The organism is Tatumella citrea (assembly GCF_002163585.1).
Classification (GTDB): domain Bacteria; phylum Pseudomonadota; class Gammaproteobacteria; order Enterobacterales; family Enterobacteriaceae; genus Tatumella; species Tatumella citrea.
This window is the reverse complement of sequence record NZ_CP015579.1, coordinates 3,323,153-3,339,553: the sequence shown is the minus strand read 5'-3', so window position 1 is coordinate 3,339,553 and position 16,401 is coordinate 3,323,153. Positions and strand designations below refer to the sequence as shown.

Sequence of the window (16,401 nt, the reverse complement as noted above, 5' to 3'; positions counted from 1 at the left end):
GAAGGGAAAAGGGCAGCTGAGGCTGCCCAAAGGAGACTTAGCTTTCGCTGATAACCACCGTGCCGATTTCCGGGTGGCTGAAGCTGCTGATGCTGTCCAGACGAAGTTCGCGCTGTTGCCCACTCAGTTCGACAATCAGATATTCGACTTTTTTACGCAGCAATAAGTCGCTGGCTTTAGCCTGAAGCTTTTCGCCATTTTTCAGTTCAATCATCAGTTCCAGATGATGCTGGCAGGCGAGTTCAAGGTAGTCATAATCATCACAATTGATGGGTTGATAGGTATCATTCATTGACATAGTCGCTCACCGTGAATTCTTAGCGGTAACTCCCGCATAATCCCTGAAAAATGCGCAATATCCGCGCCCTGTGATCTCTGAATCCCCTGCAGGCAGAGAGATATTTATCAGAAGGTGCCTGATGATTTCATCATAGCGTGTGCGCGCTGATTCACAATATTTATCCACAAAACCTCCTTTTATTTCCGGGTCTGGTGATAAAATTCTGTCACTAACAGCCTATGCTGTTGATGCAATAATCGCAAGATCCCGAAGATCTCCGGCTGCCTGCGATGAAAAAAATATTCGGATTATCTGTCACGTACTGCTTTCCGTTACAATAGCCGGATTCTGTTATCGGAGGGGCCATGGCCTTAAAAGCAACTATTTATAAAGCGACAGTCAATATCGCCGATCTCGATCGTCAATATTTTACTGATGTACAACTGACACTGGCCCGGCATCCTTCTGAAACTCAGGAACGTATGATGCTGCGACTGTTGGCATGGATACTTAATGCGGATGACCATTTGCAGTTCACTAAAGGTCTTTCTGCTGAAGAAGAGCCTGAAATCTGGCTGCATTATGATTATGGCTCGGTAAAACTGTGGATTGAACTGGGGCTGCCTGAAGAGCGGCGTCTGAAAAAAGCATCTGCGCTAGCCGGGCAGGTTGTGTTGTACACCTACAGTGAACGTGCGGCTCAGGTCTGGTGGCAGCAAAATCAGAACAAGCTAAGTACTCTTTCCAACCTGAGTATCTGGTATATCGATGATCAGCAACTGGGGAAACTGAGCGAATTTGCCAGTCGGAATATGAATCTGCAGGTTACCCTTCAGGAAGGTGTCATTTGGTTATCTGACGGAGAACGTCATACAGAACTGCAATTACACCACTGGCAGGCTGCAAAATGATTGAGGTTACCCGCAGGATTAGCCTGGATCCGGAAGATATGCAGTTTAGTGCCATTCGTGCTCAGGGTGCCGGCGGGCAGCATGTGAATAAAGCGTCTACTGCGATACACCTGCGGTTTGATATCCGCGCGTCACAACTTTCTGAAGAGATTCAGCAGAAGCTACTCAGTGTTAACCATCATCTGATCACTGCGGAGGGTGTTGTGGTCATCAAGTCACAATCTTTCCGAAGCCAGGACAAAAATAAAGCTGAGGCAATACAACGGTTGGTCGATTTGATTCGTGAACTCACTCACGAAGACGCGCCACGTAAAGCAACGCGGCCGACCAGGGCGTCTAAAGTCAGGCGACTACAGTCGAAATCCCGGCAGTCGACCACCAAAAGTTTACGCGGTAAAGTCCGGGATTTGGGGTAATACTCAACAGAACTGAAAGCAAAAAAAAACACATTCGCCCGAATGTGTTTTTTGTCAGCCCCGAAAACCGGGGCAGCTTGTTAAGATTAGCCAATCTGAGCGGTAAGATGTGCAATGATTTCGCTGGTTTTAATCATCTGCTTTTCAGACTCACGACGATTTTTATACTCAATCTCTTCGTTATCCAGGTTGCGATCACCGATAACAATTGTATGAGGCACACCAATCAGTTCCATATCGGCAAACATAACTCCCGGACGCTCTTTACGATCGTCGAGAATGACATCAATGCCTTTTGCCCGCAGTTGCTGGTATAACTCTTCAGCCAGTTGCTGGACGCGGAAAGATTTATGCATATTCATTGGCAGAATAGCTACCTGGAAAGGTGCCAGAGCATCAGGCCAGATAATACCACGCTCATCATGATTCTGTTCAATGGCGGCGGCCACGATACGGGTAATCCCGATACCATAACAACCCATCGTCAGTACCTGATTACGTCCGTCTTCTCCCTGAACTGCAGCTTTCATTGCTTCAGAGTATTTAGTACCCAACTGGAAGATATGCCCAACTTCAATACCACGTTTAATCTGTAGCACACCTTTACCGTCCGGGCTGATATCACCTTCTACCACATTGCGGATATCGGCTACTTTGGCTTCCGGCAGGTCACGGCCCCAGTTAATACCAAACCAGTGTTGGTCATCAATGTTTGCACCGGCACTGAAGTCGCTCATTTTAGCCACAGTGCGATCAACGATAACTGGCAGAGTGAGACCTACAGGACCCAGTGAACCGGGACCCGCACCTAACTCACTACGTAATTCTTCTTCGGTGGCGAACGTCAGAGGTGCCGCAACTTCCGGCAGCTTCTCAGCCTTGACTTCGTTGAGCTGGTGGTCGCCACGAACCAGTAATGCTACCAGACGATGACCGCTCTCTTCCGAGGCCTTAACCAGCAATGTTTTAACCGTTTTTTCAACCGGAATACCAAACTGTTCAACCAGTTCAGCAATAGTTTTCGCGTTCGGAGTATCTACACGAGTCATTGTCTGGGTTGGTGCAGGACGCTCTCCTGCCGGGGCAACGGCTTCGGCCAGTTCAATATTGGCTGCGTAATCTGATTCGCTGGAGAAAATCACATCATCTTCACCATTTTTTGCCAGTACCTGGAATTCATGTGAAGCATTACCACCGATGGACCCTGTATCCGCCTGTACAGCGCGGAAATCCAGCCCCATACGGCTGAAAGACTGGCTGTACGCACGATACATTGCATCGTAGGTTTCCTGTAATGATTCCTGTGAAGTATGGAAAGAGTAGGCATCTTTCATAATAAATTCACGGGAACGCATGACGCCGAAACGTGGACGAACTTCATCACGGAATTTGGTCTGAATCTGATAAAGATTCAGTGGCAGCTGCTTATATGAACTCAGTTCATTACGGATAAGATCGGTAACCACTTCTTCATGGGTCGGGCCGAGTACAAATGGACGTTCGTTACGATCATTAATGCGCAACAGCTCCGGGCCATATTGTTCCCAACGACCACTTTCCTGCCACAGATCGGCGGGTTGTACTACTGGCATGCTGATTTCAATGGCTCCGGCATTATTCATTTCCTCTCGTACGATAGTCTCGACTTTTCTGAGGACACGAATACCCGTTGGCAACCAGGTATATAACCCTGATGCCAGTTTGCGGATCATGCCGGCACGCAGCATTAACTGATGACTGATGACTTCAGCATCAGACGGAGTCTCCTTAAGAGTGGAGAGCAAGTATTGAGAAGTACGCATTAATATAATATTCCAGTTAAACGGAAGATCGGAAAAGAGACTATTGTTGGCTGGTGGCTAGTGTATCAGTGAGTGACGCTGTCAAAAAGCGTGATTTAACCGGGTTCAATAGCAAAAACCTCATTACTCCCGGCGATTACTCTCCAGCGAACATTAAAATCCAGCAGTCTGACGGCATACTCATGTTTATCTTCGCTATTTTTTCGGTAAGCCGGGCGTGGGTCCTGGGCCAGAACTTCAGCCAAAAATTGCGGTAAATTAGGGTAGCGGGCGGATAAAAGCTGTAATTGCTGTTGGGCCTCTGCAGTAAATATTACCGGCATGCTGGCATCCGGTGCCTGTTGTGCATAGCCAGCTTTGGCATCAGGGATTGATTCAGCAAATGGCAGATAAGGCTTAATATCTACTACCGGGGTACCGTCAATCAAATCCAGACTTCCCAGCTCAAGAATGACCTGTTGCTTAGCAATACGTATTCCGTTAAGCGCTACCAGTGACATCCCCAACGGATTAGGCCGAAAAGTGGAACGTGAAGCAAAAACGCCCATCCTTTGGTTACCACCGAGGCGAGGAGGGCGGACAGTCGGGTTCCATCCCTGAGCCATGGTCTGGTGAAAAATAAACATAACCCAGAGATGGCTAAAATTTTCCAGCCCCCGGACTGCATCACTCTGGTTATAAGGAGATAGCAGATGCAATTCCCCACTTCCCTGAGTAATCAGGCCCGGCTGACGCGGTACGGCAAATTTCTCTTTCCACGGGGAGTGGATAACCCCGATCTGCTGAAAGGTAAATCCGGTCATTGGTTAGTAACTTTCAGTGCCGAGCCCTGGCAGACTGCCTGGCGATAACAGCCAGGTGTTGTTGTAATTACAGCACACTGGTGCAATAACACAGCGTTGGCCTTTAATGCTGAAGCCTTAATCTGCATACGCTTACGGGCGGTATTAATATTAGCCGGTGAATCCTGTGAGTCTGACTGGCAATCTTCGCCTGACACTTCTCCTAAATCGCGAAACGGCTTATTAATCAGATCGGTAGGTGTGGTATAAATCTGCACCGGAGCTGCCCGGCGTACCGGTCGGCTGCGCTCAGGTTCAGAGTGTCTGCCGGAGGTTAGCGGCTGATGTTGCGCTGGTGTTTCATGTTGGACAGAACAGCCTGTCAGCATTAACGCAAACACGCAAAGCGGGAACAGACGCATGGAAATACCCTCATAGAATAGAATTGCGGCTATTGAAACAAGAGAGTGAAAAAATAACAAGCCGCAGCTGCGGATAAATAAAAAGGGTGGCATTTCTGCCACCCTTACTTGTGAACTATCGTCGGCTTACCAGCCCTTGACAGCTCCACCATTGAAGATTTTTTTCGCTGCTTCAGCAACTTCGTCAGACTGATATGCCTTAACGAATTCTTTCACATTTTCCGCGTCTTTATTATCTTCGCGGGCAACAATCAGGTTCACGTAAGGTGAATCTTTATCTTCCACAAAGATACCGTCTTTTTCCGGAGTCAGACCAATCTGGCTGGCGTAGGTAGTGTTGATAACGGCCAGAGTAATTTTATCGTCATCCAGTGAACGTGGCAGTTGTGGTGCTTCAAGTTCAACGATTTTCAGGTGTTTTGGATTGTCGGTAATATCCAGTGCGGTAGGCAACAGGCCAACACCATCTTTCAGTTTAATCAGGCCAACTTTCTGCAGCAGCAGCAATGAACGTCCCAGGTTCGTCGGGTCGTTAGGGATAGCAATCTGAGCTCCATCCTGCAGTTCGCTCAGTGATTTAATTTTCTTGGAATAACCGGCAATCGGGTAAACGAAGGTGTTACCGACCGGGACCAGTTTATAGCCACGATCTTTAATTTGCTGATCCAGATAAGGTTTATGCTGGAAAGCATTCGCATCGATATCACCCTTGCTCAGGGCTTCGTTAGGCAGTACGTAATCATTGAAAGTAACCAGTTCTACGTCCAGACCATATTTTTCTTTGGCAACTTTCTGTGCAACTTCAGCAACCTGTTGTTCTGCGCCGGCGATAACACCGACTTTGATATGATGCTGGTCTTCTTTACTCTTCTGGTCGCAGCCTGCCAGTGCGATAACACCGATCAGAGCACCCAATGCGGCCATTTTCTTAAAGGTAGAGGTCATAAGTCGTCCTTAATAAAAATTATTTAAATGTCTTATTTATGGGTGACGGCACGCACAATGCGGTCACCGCCAAACTGAATTAAATACACCAGAATAACTAACAATACTAATACCGTATTCATCACTAAGGCGTTATATCCGATATAACCGTACTGGATACCGATTTGACCAAGACCACCGGCTCCTACTGCACCACCCATAGCTGAATACCCAACCAGAGTGATCAGTGTGATCGTCGCGGCATTAATCAGTCCCGGTAATGCTTCTGGTAGCAGAACCTTACGGATGATTTGTAACGGAGTTGCTCCCATGGCACGTGAGGCTTCAATCAGCCCGGCAGGGAGTTCCAGTAAGGTATTCTCCACCATTCGTGCAATAAAAGGAGCCGCGCCGATAGTTAACGGAACGATAGCTGCCTGCAACCCGATAGATGTTCCGACCAGAACACGGGTAAAAGGTATCATCCAGACCAACAGGATAATAAATGGTATGGAGCGAAAGATGTTAACGATCGCTGAAATTGTCCGGTAAAGAGATTTGTTTTCAATAATCTGTCCCGGACGGGTGACATACAGCAGTACCCCAACAGGAAGACCTATCACAAATCCAAAGAATCCCGAAACAAAGGTCATTACTAGTGTTTCCCAGACCCCGCCGGCCAGTAACCAAATCATGGCCTCAGACATACCCTAATACCTCTGCTTTTACATGTTGTTCACGCAGCCATTCGATGGCCGCCTGGCTTTTTGTCGGTTCACCGCTAATTTCAGTGAGCATAATTCCAAATTTGACCCCTCCGGCATAATCCATCTGAGCGCTGATAATATTGCAGTCAACGGTGAAGCGGCGGGCGACTTCTGAAAGTAAAGGTGCATCCACAGATTCACCGGTAAATTCCAGACGCAGAAGCGGAATTTTACCTTCGGTTGGTGTGGCGCTCAGGCGTTGTTGATAATCATCAGGAATATCAAGATGCAGAGTTGACTGAATAAACTGCTGAGCCAGTGGGGTTTTAGGATGTGAGAATACTTCGCTCACCTGATCTTTCTCTATCAGCTTGCCCTGACTGATGATGGCAACCTGATCACAGATTCGCTTTACCACATCCATTTCGTGGGTGATGAGCAGGATAGTCAGCCCCAGACGACGGTTAATATCTTTTAGCAATTCCAGAATTGAACGGGTTGTTGCCGGGTCAAGTGCGCTGGTGGCTTCGTCACAGAGTAATACCTTAGGATCGCTGGCCAAAGCACGGGCAATCGCTACTCTCTGTTTTTGTCCGCCGGACAGGTTTGACGGGCGGGATTGATGTTTGTCTGCCAGACCAACCAATTCCAGCAATCCGGTGACCTTACGGTTAATTTCTTCACGCGGACGGTTTTCCAGTTCCAGAGGCAAAGCCACATTCCCAAACACGGTACGTGAATTCAGCAGATTAAAGTGTTGAAAAATCATGCCAATCTGCCGACGCGCCAGAGTCAGTTGCTTTTCTGAAAATGCGGTCAGATCCTGGCCATCGACCAGAACCCTTCCGGAGGTCGGACGCTCCAGTAAATTGACGCAGCGGATAAGGGTGCTTTTACCGGCACCTGACGAGCCGATAACACCATAAATCTGGCCGGCAGGAACATGCAGACTAACATCGGACAATGCCGTGATTGTCTGGGTGCCCTGGCTGAAGACCTTACTGATGTTTTCTAATTTAATCATCTAATTAATCGTTGTTTTGTAAGATTATTCCGTGGTTATCAGACATAAATGCAGAGACAATGTCTGTCAATGCGTGGATGTTAAGGCATCCAGACGTCTAAATCAATGAAAGTCTTATCGTCATTAAGTATATCTGATAGCTATCTGATCGTTATCAAAAGGCAGGCGGGTATTGCTTAAGGTAAGGGAGACTTTTTTAATCTCTGCCTGTCTCACTTTGCTATGGTATTTATTACTATTCTGGTCTGCAGAAAATCTTATCAATGACTGAATTTGATATGAATGTTGTCCTGATGGCTGTTCTGTCAGTGCGGCATCTGACGATTACCATTCTGGTTGTTTTCGGTATAGGGACATCACTGGTTATTGCACTACGGGCAAATGAAATGAATGAACCAGTACTAAATACCTTCCTGCTAATAAGGTGGAAGTACCTACCATTCATGCCCTGAATGCAGACTCCCGGAGACTCAAAGCAGTCTTGCCATATAAATGAAAGAACTTTGGGTGTAACTGGCATAATGACTTTACTGGTTTGTTGCCTGCTTAGATCCCGATAAACCTCTCCGGGATGGCAGAACGTTCCTCTATCCCACTTTCCGGCTTTTAATGCACACGCGTCGTGGATCATGCGATAATGCTGGCAGTTAAACAGAGGAGTGAATGAGTGGCGAACAAAATACCGGCAATTTTCCTGGACCGTGATGGCACAATTAATATTGATCATGGTTTTGTGCATCAGATTGATGATTTTCAGTTTATTGAAGGTGCTATCGAAGCGATGCATGAACTGAAAGCTATGGGCTACGCACTGGTGATAGTGACCAATCAGTCTGGCATCGCACGTGGTAAATATACTGAAGATCAGTTTATGCAACTGACCGAGTGGATGGACTGGTCGCTGGCTGACAGGGGCGTTGACCTGGACGGTATCTACTATTGTCCGCATCATCCTGAAGGTGTGGTTGCTGAATACACTCAACAATGTGATTGCCGTAAGCCGCAGCCGGGTATGTTGCTGTCAGGGCAGAAACAGCTGAATATCGATATGGCAGCTTCTTATATGGTCGGCGATAAACGAGAAGACATGTTGGCTGCTCAGGCTGCAGGAGTAGGGCATAAAATACTGGTTCGCAGTGGTCAGCCGCTGAACGCAGATAGTGAATCTGCTGCAGATGTCGTACTCAATAGTCTGGCGGAATTACCAGAACTGATTAAAAACTCCGCAAAATAGCCCCGAATCGCTTAAGTTTGTATGAAGTTTCAGCAGTCAGAAAAAAAACTTTGATTTGGGCTTGCGCTCCTGAAAACATTCCCTATAATGCGCTCCCACTGACACGGTAAAGCGCGATGCGCCAAGGCGTGACAGGGACTGAAGCGATTCGGTCCGGAGAAAAAATCACGAAATAGTGATTGACTCCTGAGGTGAAAAGCGTAATATACGCCACCTCGCAGCGACAACCTAAACGGTTGAGTTGCAACGCTCTTTAACAATTTATCAGACAATCTGTGTGGGCACTCGCAGGATTGATATCAGCGTCTCCGGACGTAAAAAATATCAAGTCTTAAGAGTGAACACATAATGAAATTCATTATGAATGTTTTACACTTGAGCATCGCTTAACTCGTTTAAGCAAATCAAACTTTAAATTGAAGAGTTTGATCATGGCTCAGATTGAACGCTGGCGGCAGGCCTAACACATGCAAGTCGAACGGTAGCACAGAGGAGCTTGCTCCTTGGGTGACGAGTGGCGGACGGGTGAGTAATGTCTGGGAAACTGCCTGATGGAGGGGGATAACTACTGGAAACGGTAGCTAATACCGCATAACGTCGCAAGACCAAAGTGGGGGACCTTCGGGCCTCACACCATCGGATGTGCCCAGATGGGATTAGCTAGTAGGTGGGGTAACGGCTCACCTAGGCGACGATCCCTAGCTGGTCTGAGAGGATGACCAGCCACACTGGAACTGAGACACGGTCCAGACTCCTACGGGAGGCAGCAGTGGGGAATATTGCACAATGGGCGCAAGCCTGATGCAGCCATGCCGCGTGTATGAAGAAGGCCTTCGGGTTGTAAAGTACTTTCAGTCAGGAGGAAGGGTGTAGTCTTAATACGGCTATGCATTGACGTTACTGACAGAAGAAGCACCGGCTAACTCCGTGCCAGCAGCCGCGGTAATACGGAGGGTGCAAGCGTTAATCGGAATTACTGGGCGTAAAGCGCACGCAGGCGGTCTGTCAAGTCGGATGTGAAATCCCCGGGCTCAACCCGGGAACTGCATTCGAAACTGGCAGGCTAGAGTCTTGTAGAGGGGGGTAGAATTCCAGGTGTAGCGGTGAAATGCGTAGAGATCTGGAGGAATACCGGTGGCGAAGGCGGCCCCCTGGACAAAGACTGACGCTCAGGTGCGAAAGCGTGGGGAGCAAACAGGATTAGATACCCTGGTAGTCCACGCCGTAAACGATGTCGACTTGGAGGTTGTGCCCTTGAGGCGTGGCTTCCGGAGCTAACGCGTTAAGTCGACCGCCTGGGGAGTACGGCCGCAAGGTTAAAACTCAAATGAATTGACGGGGGCCCGCACAAGCGGTGGAGCATGTGGTTTAATTCGATGCAACGCGAAGAACCTTACCTACTCTTGACATCCAGAGAACTTAGCAGAGATGCTTTGGTGCCTTCGGGAACTCTGAGACAGGTGCTGCATGGCTGTCGTCAGCTCGTGTTGTGAAATGTTGGGTTAAGTCCCGCAACGAGCGCAACCCCTATCCTTTGTTGCCAGCGATTCGGTCGGGAACTCAAAGGAGACTGCCGGTGATAAACCGGAGGAAGGTGGGGATGACGTCAAGTCATCATGGCCCTTACGAGTAGGGCTACACACGTGCTACAATGGCGCATACAAAGAGAAGCGACCTCGCGAGAGCAAGCGGACCTCATAAAGTGCGTCGTAGTCCGGATTGGAGTCTGCAACTCGACTCCATGAAGTCGGAATCGCTAGTAATCGTAGATCAGAATGCTACGGTGAATACGTTCCCGGGCCTTGTACACACCGCCCGTCACACCATGGGAGTGGGTTGCAAAAGAAGTAGATAGCTTAACCTTCGGGAGGGCGTTTACCACTTTGTGATTCATGACTGGGGTGAAGTCGTAACAAGGTAACCGTAGGGGAACCTGCGGTTGGATCACCTCCTTACCTGAAGATACGTTCCCGTGAAGTGTCCACAACAGATTGTCTGATAGAAAGTATGAGCAAGGCGTCTTGCCGAAGCAGACTTCAGTGTCCCCTTCGTCTAGAGGCCCAGGACACCGCCCTTTCACGGCGGTAACAGGGGTTCGAATCCCCTAGGGGACGCCACTTGCTGGTATGTGAGTGAAAGTCACCGACCGAATTATCTTAAAGATGACTTACGAGTCATGTTTAAGATATTGCTCTTTAACAATCCGGAACAAGCTGAAAATTTGAAAACAATGAATGACGAAAGTTATTCAGAGTCTCTCAAAAACTTTTACGATTCATAGTCGTTGCAAGACGTCTGTGGGTTGTGAGGTTAAGCGAATAAGCGTACACGGTGGATGCCCTGGCAGTCAGAGGCGATGAAGGACGTGCTAATCTGCGAAAAGCGCCGGTAAGGTGATATGAACCGATACAGCCGGCGATGTCCGAATGGGGAAACCCGGTGCACTCAGTGCATCATCGTTAACTGAATTCATAGGTTAACGAGGCGAACCTGGGGAACTGAAACATCTAAGTACCCAGAGGAAAAGAAATCAACCGAGATTCCCCCAGTAGCGGCGAGCGAACGGGGAGCAGCCCTGAACCATCATCAGTGTGTGTGTTAGTGGAAGCGTCTGGAATGTCGCGCGATACAGGGTGAAAGTCCCGTACATGAAAATGCACACATCGTGAGTTCGAAGAGTAGGGCGGGACACGTGGTATCCTGTCTGAATATGGGGGGACCATCCTCCAAGGCTAAATACTCCTGACTGACCGATAGTGAACCAGTACCGTGAGGGAAAGGCGAAAAGAACCCCGGCGAGGGGAGTGAAAAGAACCTGAAACCGTGTACGTACAAGCAGTGGGAGCACCTTTATGGTGTGACTGCGTACCTTTTGTATAATGGGTCAGCGACTTATATTCTGTAGCAAGGTTAACCGTATAGGGGAGCCGCAGGGAAACCGAGTCTTAACTGGGCGTTAAGTTGCAGGGTATAGACCCGAAACCCGGTGATCTAGCCATGGGCAGGTTGAAGGTTGGGTAACACTAACTGGAGGACCGAACCGACTAATGTTGAAAAATTAGCGGATGACCTGTGGCTGGGGGTGAAAGGCCAATCAAACCGGGAGATAGCTGGTTCTCCCCGAAAGCTATTTAGGTAGCGCCTCGTGAATTCATCTCCGGGGGTAGAGCACTGTTTCGGCTAGGGGGCCATCCCGGCTTACCAACCCGATGCAAACTGCGAATACCGGAGAATGTTATCACGGGAGACACACGGCGGGTGCTAACGTCCGTCGTGAAGAGGGAAACAACCCAGACCGCCAGCTAAGGTCCCAAAGTCATGGTTAAGTGGGAAACGATGTGGGAAGGCTCAGACAGCCAGGATGTTGGCTTAGAAGCAGCCATCATTTAAAGAAAGCGTAATAGCTCACTGGTCGAGTCGGCCTGCGCGGAAGATGTAACGGGGCTAAACCATGCACCGAAGCTGCGGCAGCGACACTATGTGTTGTTGGGTAGGGGAGCGTTCTGTAAGCCGTTGAAGGTGGGCTGTGAGGTCTGCTGGAGGTATCAGAAGTGCGAATGCTGACATAAGTAACGATAAAGCGGGTGAAAAGCCCGCTCGCCGGAAGACCAAGGGTTCCTGTCCAACGTTAATCGGGGCAGGGTGAGTCGACCCCTAAGGCGAGGCTGAAAAGCGTAGTCGATGGGAAACAGGTTAATATTCCTGTACTTGGTGTTACTGCGAAGGGGGGACGGAGAAGGCTATGTCATCCGGGCGACGGTTGTCCCGGTTTAAGCGTGTAGGCTGAGGTTCCAGGCAAATCCGGAACTTCTTAAGGCTGAGGCGTGATGACGAGGTACTACGGTACTGAAGTGACAAATGCCCTGCTTCCGGGAAAAGCCTCTAAGCTCCAGGTAACACGAAATCGTACCCCAAACCGACACAGGTGGTCAGGTAGAGAATACCAAGGCGCTTGAGAGAACTCGGGTGAAGGAACTAGGCAAAATGGTGCCGTAACTTCGGGAGAAGGCACGCTGGCGCGTAGGTGAAGGGACTTGCTCCCGGAGCTGAAGCCAGTCGAAGATACCAGCTGGCTGCAACTGTTTATTAAAAACACAGCACTGTGCAAACACGAAAGTGGACGTATACGGTGTGACGCCTGCCCGGTGCCGGAAGGTTAATTGATGGGGTTATCCGCAAGGAGAAGCTCTTGATCGAAGCCCCGGTAAACGGCGGCCGTAACTATAACGGTCCTAAGGTAGCGAAATTCCTTGTCGGGTAAGTTCCGACCTGCACGAATGGCGTAATGATGGCCAGGCTGTCTCCACCCGAGACTCAGTGAAATTGAAATCGCTGTGAAGATGCAGTGTACCCGCGGCAAGACGGAAAGACCCCGTGAACCTTTACTATAGCTTGACACTGAATATTGAGCCTTGATGTGCAGGATAGGTGGGAGGCACTGAAGTACGGACGCCAGTTCGTACGGAGCCATCCTTGAAATACCACCCTTTAATGTTTGATATTCTAACGTAGACCCGTCATCCGGGTTGCGGACAGTGTCTGGTGGGTAGTTTGACTGGGGCGGTCTCCTCCCAAAGAGTAACGGAGGAGCACGAAGGTTAGCTAATCACGGTCGGACATCGTGAGGTTAGTGCAAAGGCATAAGCTAGCTTGACTGCGAGAGTGACGGTTCGAGCAGGTGCGAAAGCAGGTCTTAGTGATCCGGTGGTTCTGAATGGAAGGGCCATCGCTCAACGGATAAAAGGTACTCCGGGGATAACAGGCTGATACCGCCCAAGAGTTCATATCGACGGCGGTGTTTGGCACCTCGATGTCGGCTCATCACATCCTGGGGCTGAAGTAGGTCCCAAGGGTACGGCTGTTCGCCGTTTAAAGTGGTACGCGAGCTGGGTTTAGAACGTCGTGAGACAGTTCGGTCCCTATCTGCCGTGGGCGCTGGAGAATTGAGGGGGGTTGCTCCTAGTACGAGAGGACCGGAGTGAACGCACCACTGGTGTTCGGGTTGTCATGCCAATGGCATTGCCCGGTAGCTAAGTGCGGAAAAGATAAGTGCTGAAAGCATCTAAGCACGAAACTTGCCCCGAGATGAGTTCTCCCTGACTCCTTGAGAGTCCTGAAGGGACGTTGAAGACGACGACGTTGATAGGCCGGATGTGTAAGTGCAGCGATGCATTGAGCTAACCGGTACTAATGACCCGTGAGGCTTAACCTTACAACGCCAGAGGCGTTTTGCAGAGACGCAAAGAATTTTCAGCGAAGTTCCAGATTAAAGAACAATTTAAGAATTAGCAGTGTTCTGCGGACGAACGTATTCTCCGCAAGAGCAGAGCGATTTTAAGAATTAGCGGGAACGAAAAAGATTTGTTCCGTGCACCAAGATTTGCCTGGCGGCTAGAGCGCGGTGGTCCCACCTGACCCCATGCCGAACTCAGAAGTGAAACGCCGTAGCGCCGATGGTAGTGTGGGGTCTCCCCATGCGAGAGTAGGGAACTGCCAGGCATCCAACAAGACAAAAAGGCCATCCTGACGGATGGCCTTTTTGCATTTGTACTTCCAAAAACTGTTCATCAGACAACAAACAGGCACAGTGAAACGCCGCAGCGCCGGTGGCAGTGTGGGGTCTCCCCGGGCGGGAGCAGGACAGAAGCAGAGCTTCTGAACGCTGCCTGCGGCAGCGGCCCGGAGGGCGGTTCACGGAGTGAGCCGTCAACTGCCAGGCATCCAATAAGACAGAAAGGCCATCCTGACGGATGGCCTTTTTGCATTTGTACTTCCAAAAACTGTTCATCAGACAACAAACAGGCACAGTGAAACGCCGCAGCGCCGGTGGCAGTGTGGGGTCTCCCCGGGCGGGAGCAGGACAGAAGCAGAGCTTTTGAACGCTGGCTGCGGCAGCGGCCCGAAGGGCGGTTCACGGAGTGAGCCGTCAGCTGCCAGACATCCGGTAAGACAGAAAGGCCATCCTGACGGATGGTCTTTTTGCATTTTTGTATCTGAGTACCGGAAATAACAGATAACAGACCGCGAATACAGACCGGCACAATAAAAAGCTACTGCGCTGCTGGTTTTGCGAAGAAAGCCCGGACAGAAATAACAATACAAAGCAGTTGTCGCAGAATCAGTATGCAGCAAAACAAAAGCCAAATACGGGCAACGGGTATAAGCAGATCTTTTGGATAGTTGAGTATGATTTCTTAGTTAGTCACAGCTAGCAGACTACAGCAAACAGGGCTGGTAACATGCCTCAATCGGGAAACTGGATGATTATGCAATGATTTTGCAATTTTATTGCCGTGACGAGGCCAGGATCAGTCCATTTTCAGGAAGTTTATCAAAGTTAACTAATTAATTATTCGGATAATTATTTTATTTTTTTGATGTTCTTTAGTTAAATCACTTAGCATAAAGTCATATTTTCGTGTTTATTGCTGAAAAAATACAGATTCTTCTTATCTTATGCTTTCGGCATGCTTAATTTAACTTCAATATAACAAAAAACGATAAATAAGCTTTACTTTAAATCTACGATACTTATGCTTGGATAACCAATAAATATCTAAAAAAATACTAAGGCCACTCATGATAAAGAGCCAACTCTCTGCGGCCGCTACTGCAGATCCACAACAACCTATGACCAATATGCAGCGCATAAAAGCTATTGTCGGAGCTTCCTCTGGCAATCTGGTCGAATGGTTTGATTTTTATGTCTACTCATTCTTCTCACTCTATTTTGCCCATATCTTCTTCCCGGATGGGGATACGACTTCACAGTTACTGAAAACTGCAGGCATATTTGCTGCCGGATTCTTAATGCGGCCGATTGGTGGCTGGCTGTTTGGTTACATTGCGGATCGCTACGGCCGTAAAAATTCGATGCTGATCTCTGTGTGTATGATGTGCTTTGGTTCGTTTGTTATTGCCTGTCTGCCTTCATATTCCTCAATCGGCGTTGCAGCACCAGCACTGCTGCTGCTGGCCCGTATGTTACAGGGGCTATCCGTCGGGGGGGAGTATGGTACCAGCGCAACTTATATGAGTGAGGTGGCGGTTAAAGGGCGCAAAGGCTTTTACGCTTCATTCCAGTATGTCACTCTGATTGGTGGCCAGTTGCTGGCGGTATTAACTGTTGTCGTATTGCAGCAGATTTTATCTGATCATGAGTTACGGACGTGGGGCTGGAGAATTCCTTTTATCATTGGCGCGGTACTGGCCATTATTGCCGTCTGGTTACGCCGTTCTCTGCATGAGACCTCAGAGTCAAAAAACCGGCAGCATAAAGATGCTGGTAGCCTGAAAGGGCTTTTGACTCACCACTGGCGTCCTTTCCTTATGGTCATTGGATTTACAGCCGGCGGTTCTCTCAGCTTTTATACCTTCACCACTTATATGCAGAAGTATCTGGTGAATACTGCCGGGTTTAATGTGAAGTCGGCCAGTCTGATTATGACTTGTGCCTTGCTTATCTATATGATCCTTCAACCGGTTATCGGAGCGCTTTCAGATAAAATTGGCCGTCGTGCTTCTATGCTGATCTTCGGTGCCGGGGTAACGTTATGTACTGTTCCTCTGCTGACATTACTGAAAATACCAGGCAACAGTAGCGGATTTACCTTACTTCTGATCGTGGTAGCTCTGTTAATTACCAGTTTTTATACTGCGATTAGCGGCGTGCTTAAAGCGGAAATGTTTCCACCAGAAATCAGGGCACTGGGTGTCGGGTTACCTTATGCATTAGCCAACGCTATTTTTGGTGGTTCCGCGGAGTACGTTGCGCTAACGCTCAAAGATGTCGGGACAGAGAGCACGTTCTTCTGGTATGTTTCTGTGATGGGTGCGGTTTCGTTCCTGATAGCTTTAGGGCTGCACAGAAAAAATAAAGGCATTGAACTTTAAGCGGTC

The 16,401-nt window shown here is 48.9% G+C and carries 11 protein-coding genes, 1 tRNA gene and 3 rRNA genes; 8 read left to right on the top strand and 7 right to left on the bottom strand.

Annotated elements, in window-relative coordinates; genetic code table 11:
• Nucleotides 1-37: 37 nt before the first annotated feature.
• On the bottom strand, nt 38-298 hold the full coding sequence (gene rof / locus A7K98_RS15955) for a Rho-binding antiterminator (RefSeq protein WP_157665988.1): 261 nt from the start codon (nt 296-298) through the stop codon (nt 38-40).
• Nucleotides 299-645: 347 nt separating this feature from the next.
• Here rof and A7K98_RS15950 point away from each other — a divergent pair, with 347 nt between their 5' ends.
• Nucleotides 646-1,191, top strand: coding sequence for a YaeQ family protein (locus tag A7K98_RS15950; protein WP_087489442.1), 546 nt, complete (start codon nt 646-648; stop codon nt 1,189-1,191).
• Nucleotides 1,188-1,607 (top strand): alternative ribosome rescue aminoacyl-tRNA hydrolase ArfB, encoded by a 420-nt coding sequence (gene arfB, locus A7K98_RS15945; protein ID WP_087489441.1) that lies wholly within the window; start codon nt 1,188-1,190, stop codon nt 1,605-1,607. The genes A7K98_RS15950 and arfB overlap by 4 nt, the downstream gene beginning before the upstream one ends.
• A gap of 86 nt (nt 1,608-1,693) precedes the next feature.
• On the opposite strand, the gene proS is transcribed toward arfB, so the two are convergent.
• The 6 genes from proS to metN form a co-directional block, all read right to left on the bottom strand.
• Nucleotides 1,694-3,409, bottom strand: coding sequence for a proline--tRNA ligase (gene proS, locus A7K98_RS15940; RefSeq protein ID WP_087489440.1), 1,716 nt, complete (start codon nt 3,407-3,409; stop codon nt 1,694-1,696).
• Between the two features lie 95 nt (nt 3,410-3,504).
• Nucleotides 3,505-4,212: a tRNA (N6-threonylcarbamoyladenosine(37)-N6)-methyltransferase TrmO gene (gene tsaA / locus A7K98_RS15935; RefSeq protein WP_087489439.1), complete on the bottom strand. Its 708-nt coding sequence runs from the start codon at nt 4,210-4,212 to the stop codon at nt 3,505-3,507.
• Nucleotides 4,209-4,613 carry an Rcs stress response system protein RcsF gene (gene rcsF, locus A7K98_RS15930; RefSeq protein ID WP_087490549.1) on the bottom strand — a complete coding sequence of 135 codons (405 nt, stop codon included), beginning with the start codon at nt 4,611-4,613 and terminating at the stop codon, nt 4,209-4,211. Before rcsF ends, tsaA begins: the two co-directional genes overlap by 4 nt.
• Before the next feature lie 126 nt (nt 4,614-4,739).
• Complete coding sequence (locus tag A7K98_RS15925) at nt 4,740-5,558, bottom strand: MetQ/NlpA family lipoprotein (RefSeq protein WP_087489438.1); 819 nt, start codon at nt 5,556-5,558, stop codon at nt 4,740-4,742.
• A 32-nt stretch (nt 5,559-5,590) separates the two neighbouring features.
• On the bottom strand, nt 5,591-6,244 hold the full coding sequence (locus A7K98_RS15920; protein WP_087489437.1) for a methionine ABC transporter permease MetI: 654 nt from the start codon (nt 6,242-6,244) through the stop codon (nt 5,591-5,593).
• Nucleotides 6,237-7,268, bottom strand: a complete 1,032-nt coding sequence (gene metN, locus A7K98_RS15915; RefSeq protein WP_087489436.1) for a methionine ABC transporter ATP-binding protein MetN — start codon at nt 7,266-7,268, stop codon at nt 6,237-6,239. The genes A7K98_RS15920 and metN overlap by 8 nt, the downstream gene beginning before the upstream one ends.
• A 667-nt stretch (nt 7,269-7,935) precedes the next feature.
• On the opposite strand from metN, the gene gmhB reads away from it, so the two are divergent.
• The 6 genes from gmhB (at nt 7,936) to A7K98_RS15875 (ending at nt 16,395) form a co-directional block, all read left to right on the top strand.
• On the top strand, nt 7,936-8,502 hold the full coding sequence (gmhB, locus tag A7K98_RS15905; RefSeq protein ID WP_087489434.1) for a D-glycero-beta-D-manno-heptose 1,7-bisphosphate 7-phosphatase: 567 nt from the start codon (nt 7,936-7,938) through the stop codon (nt 8,500-8,502).
• A 413-nt stretch (nt 8,503-8,915) separates the two neighbouring features.
• Nucleotides 8,916-10,457, top strand: a 16S ribosomal RNA gene (locus tag A7K98_RS15900).
• 86 nt (nt 10,458-10,543) lie between these two features.
• Nucleotides 10,544-10,619 (top strand) — tRNA-Glu (locus tag A7K98_RS15895).
• A gap of 191 nt (nt 10,620-10,810) precedes the next feature.
• Nucleotides 10,811-13,714: ribosomal RNA gene (locus A7K98_RS15890) — 23S ribosomal RNA — on the top strand.
• A gap of 171 nt (nt 13,715-13,885) precedes the next feature.
• Nucleotides 13,886-14,001: ribosomal RNA gene (gene rrf, locus A7K98_RS15885) — 5S ribosomal RNA — on the top strand.
• The 16S, 23S and 5S rRNA genes sit together here with 1 tRNA gene alongside, the layout of an rRNA operon.
• A 1,131-nt stretch (nt 14,002-15,132) precedes the next feature.
• Nucleotides 15,133-16,395 carry an MFS family transporter gene (locus tag A7K98_RS15875; protein ID WP_087490548.1) on the top strand — a complete coding sequence of 421 codons (1,263 nt, stop codon included), beginning with the start codon at nt 15,133-15,135 and terminating at the stop codon, nt 16,393-16,395.
• Nucleotides 16,396-16,401 lie beyond the last annotated feature (6 nt).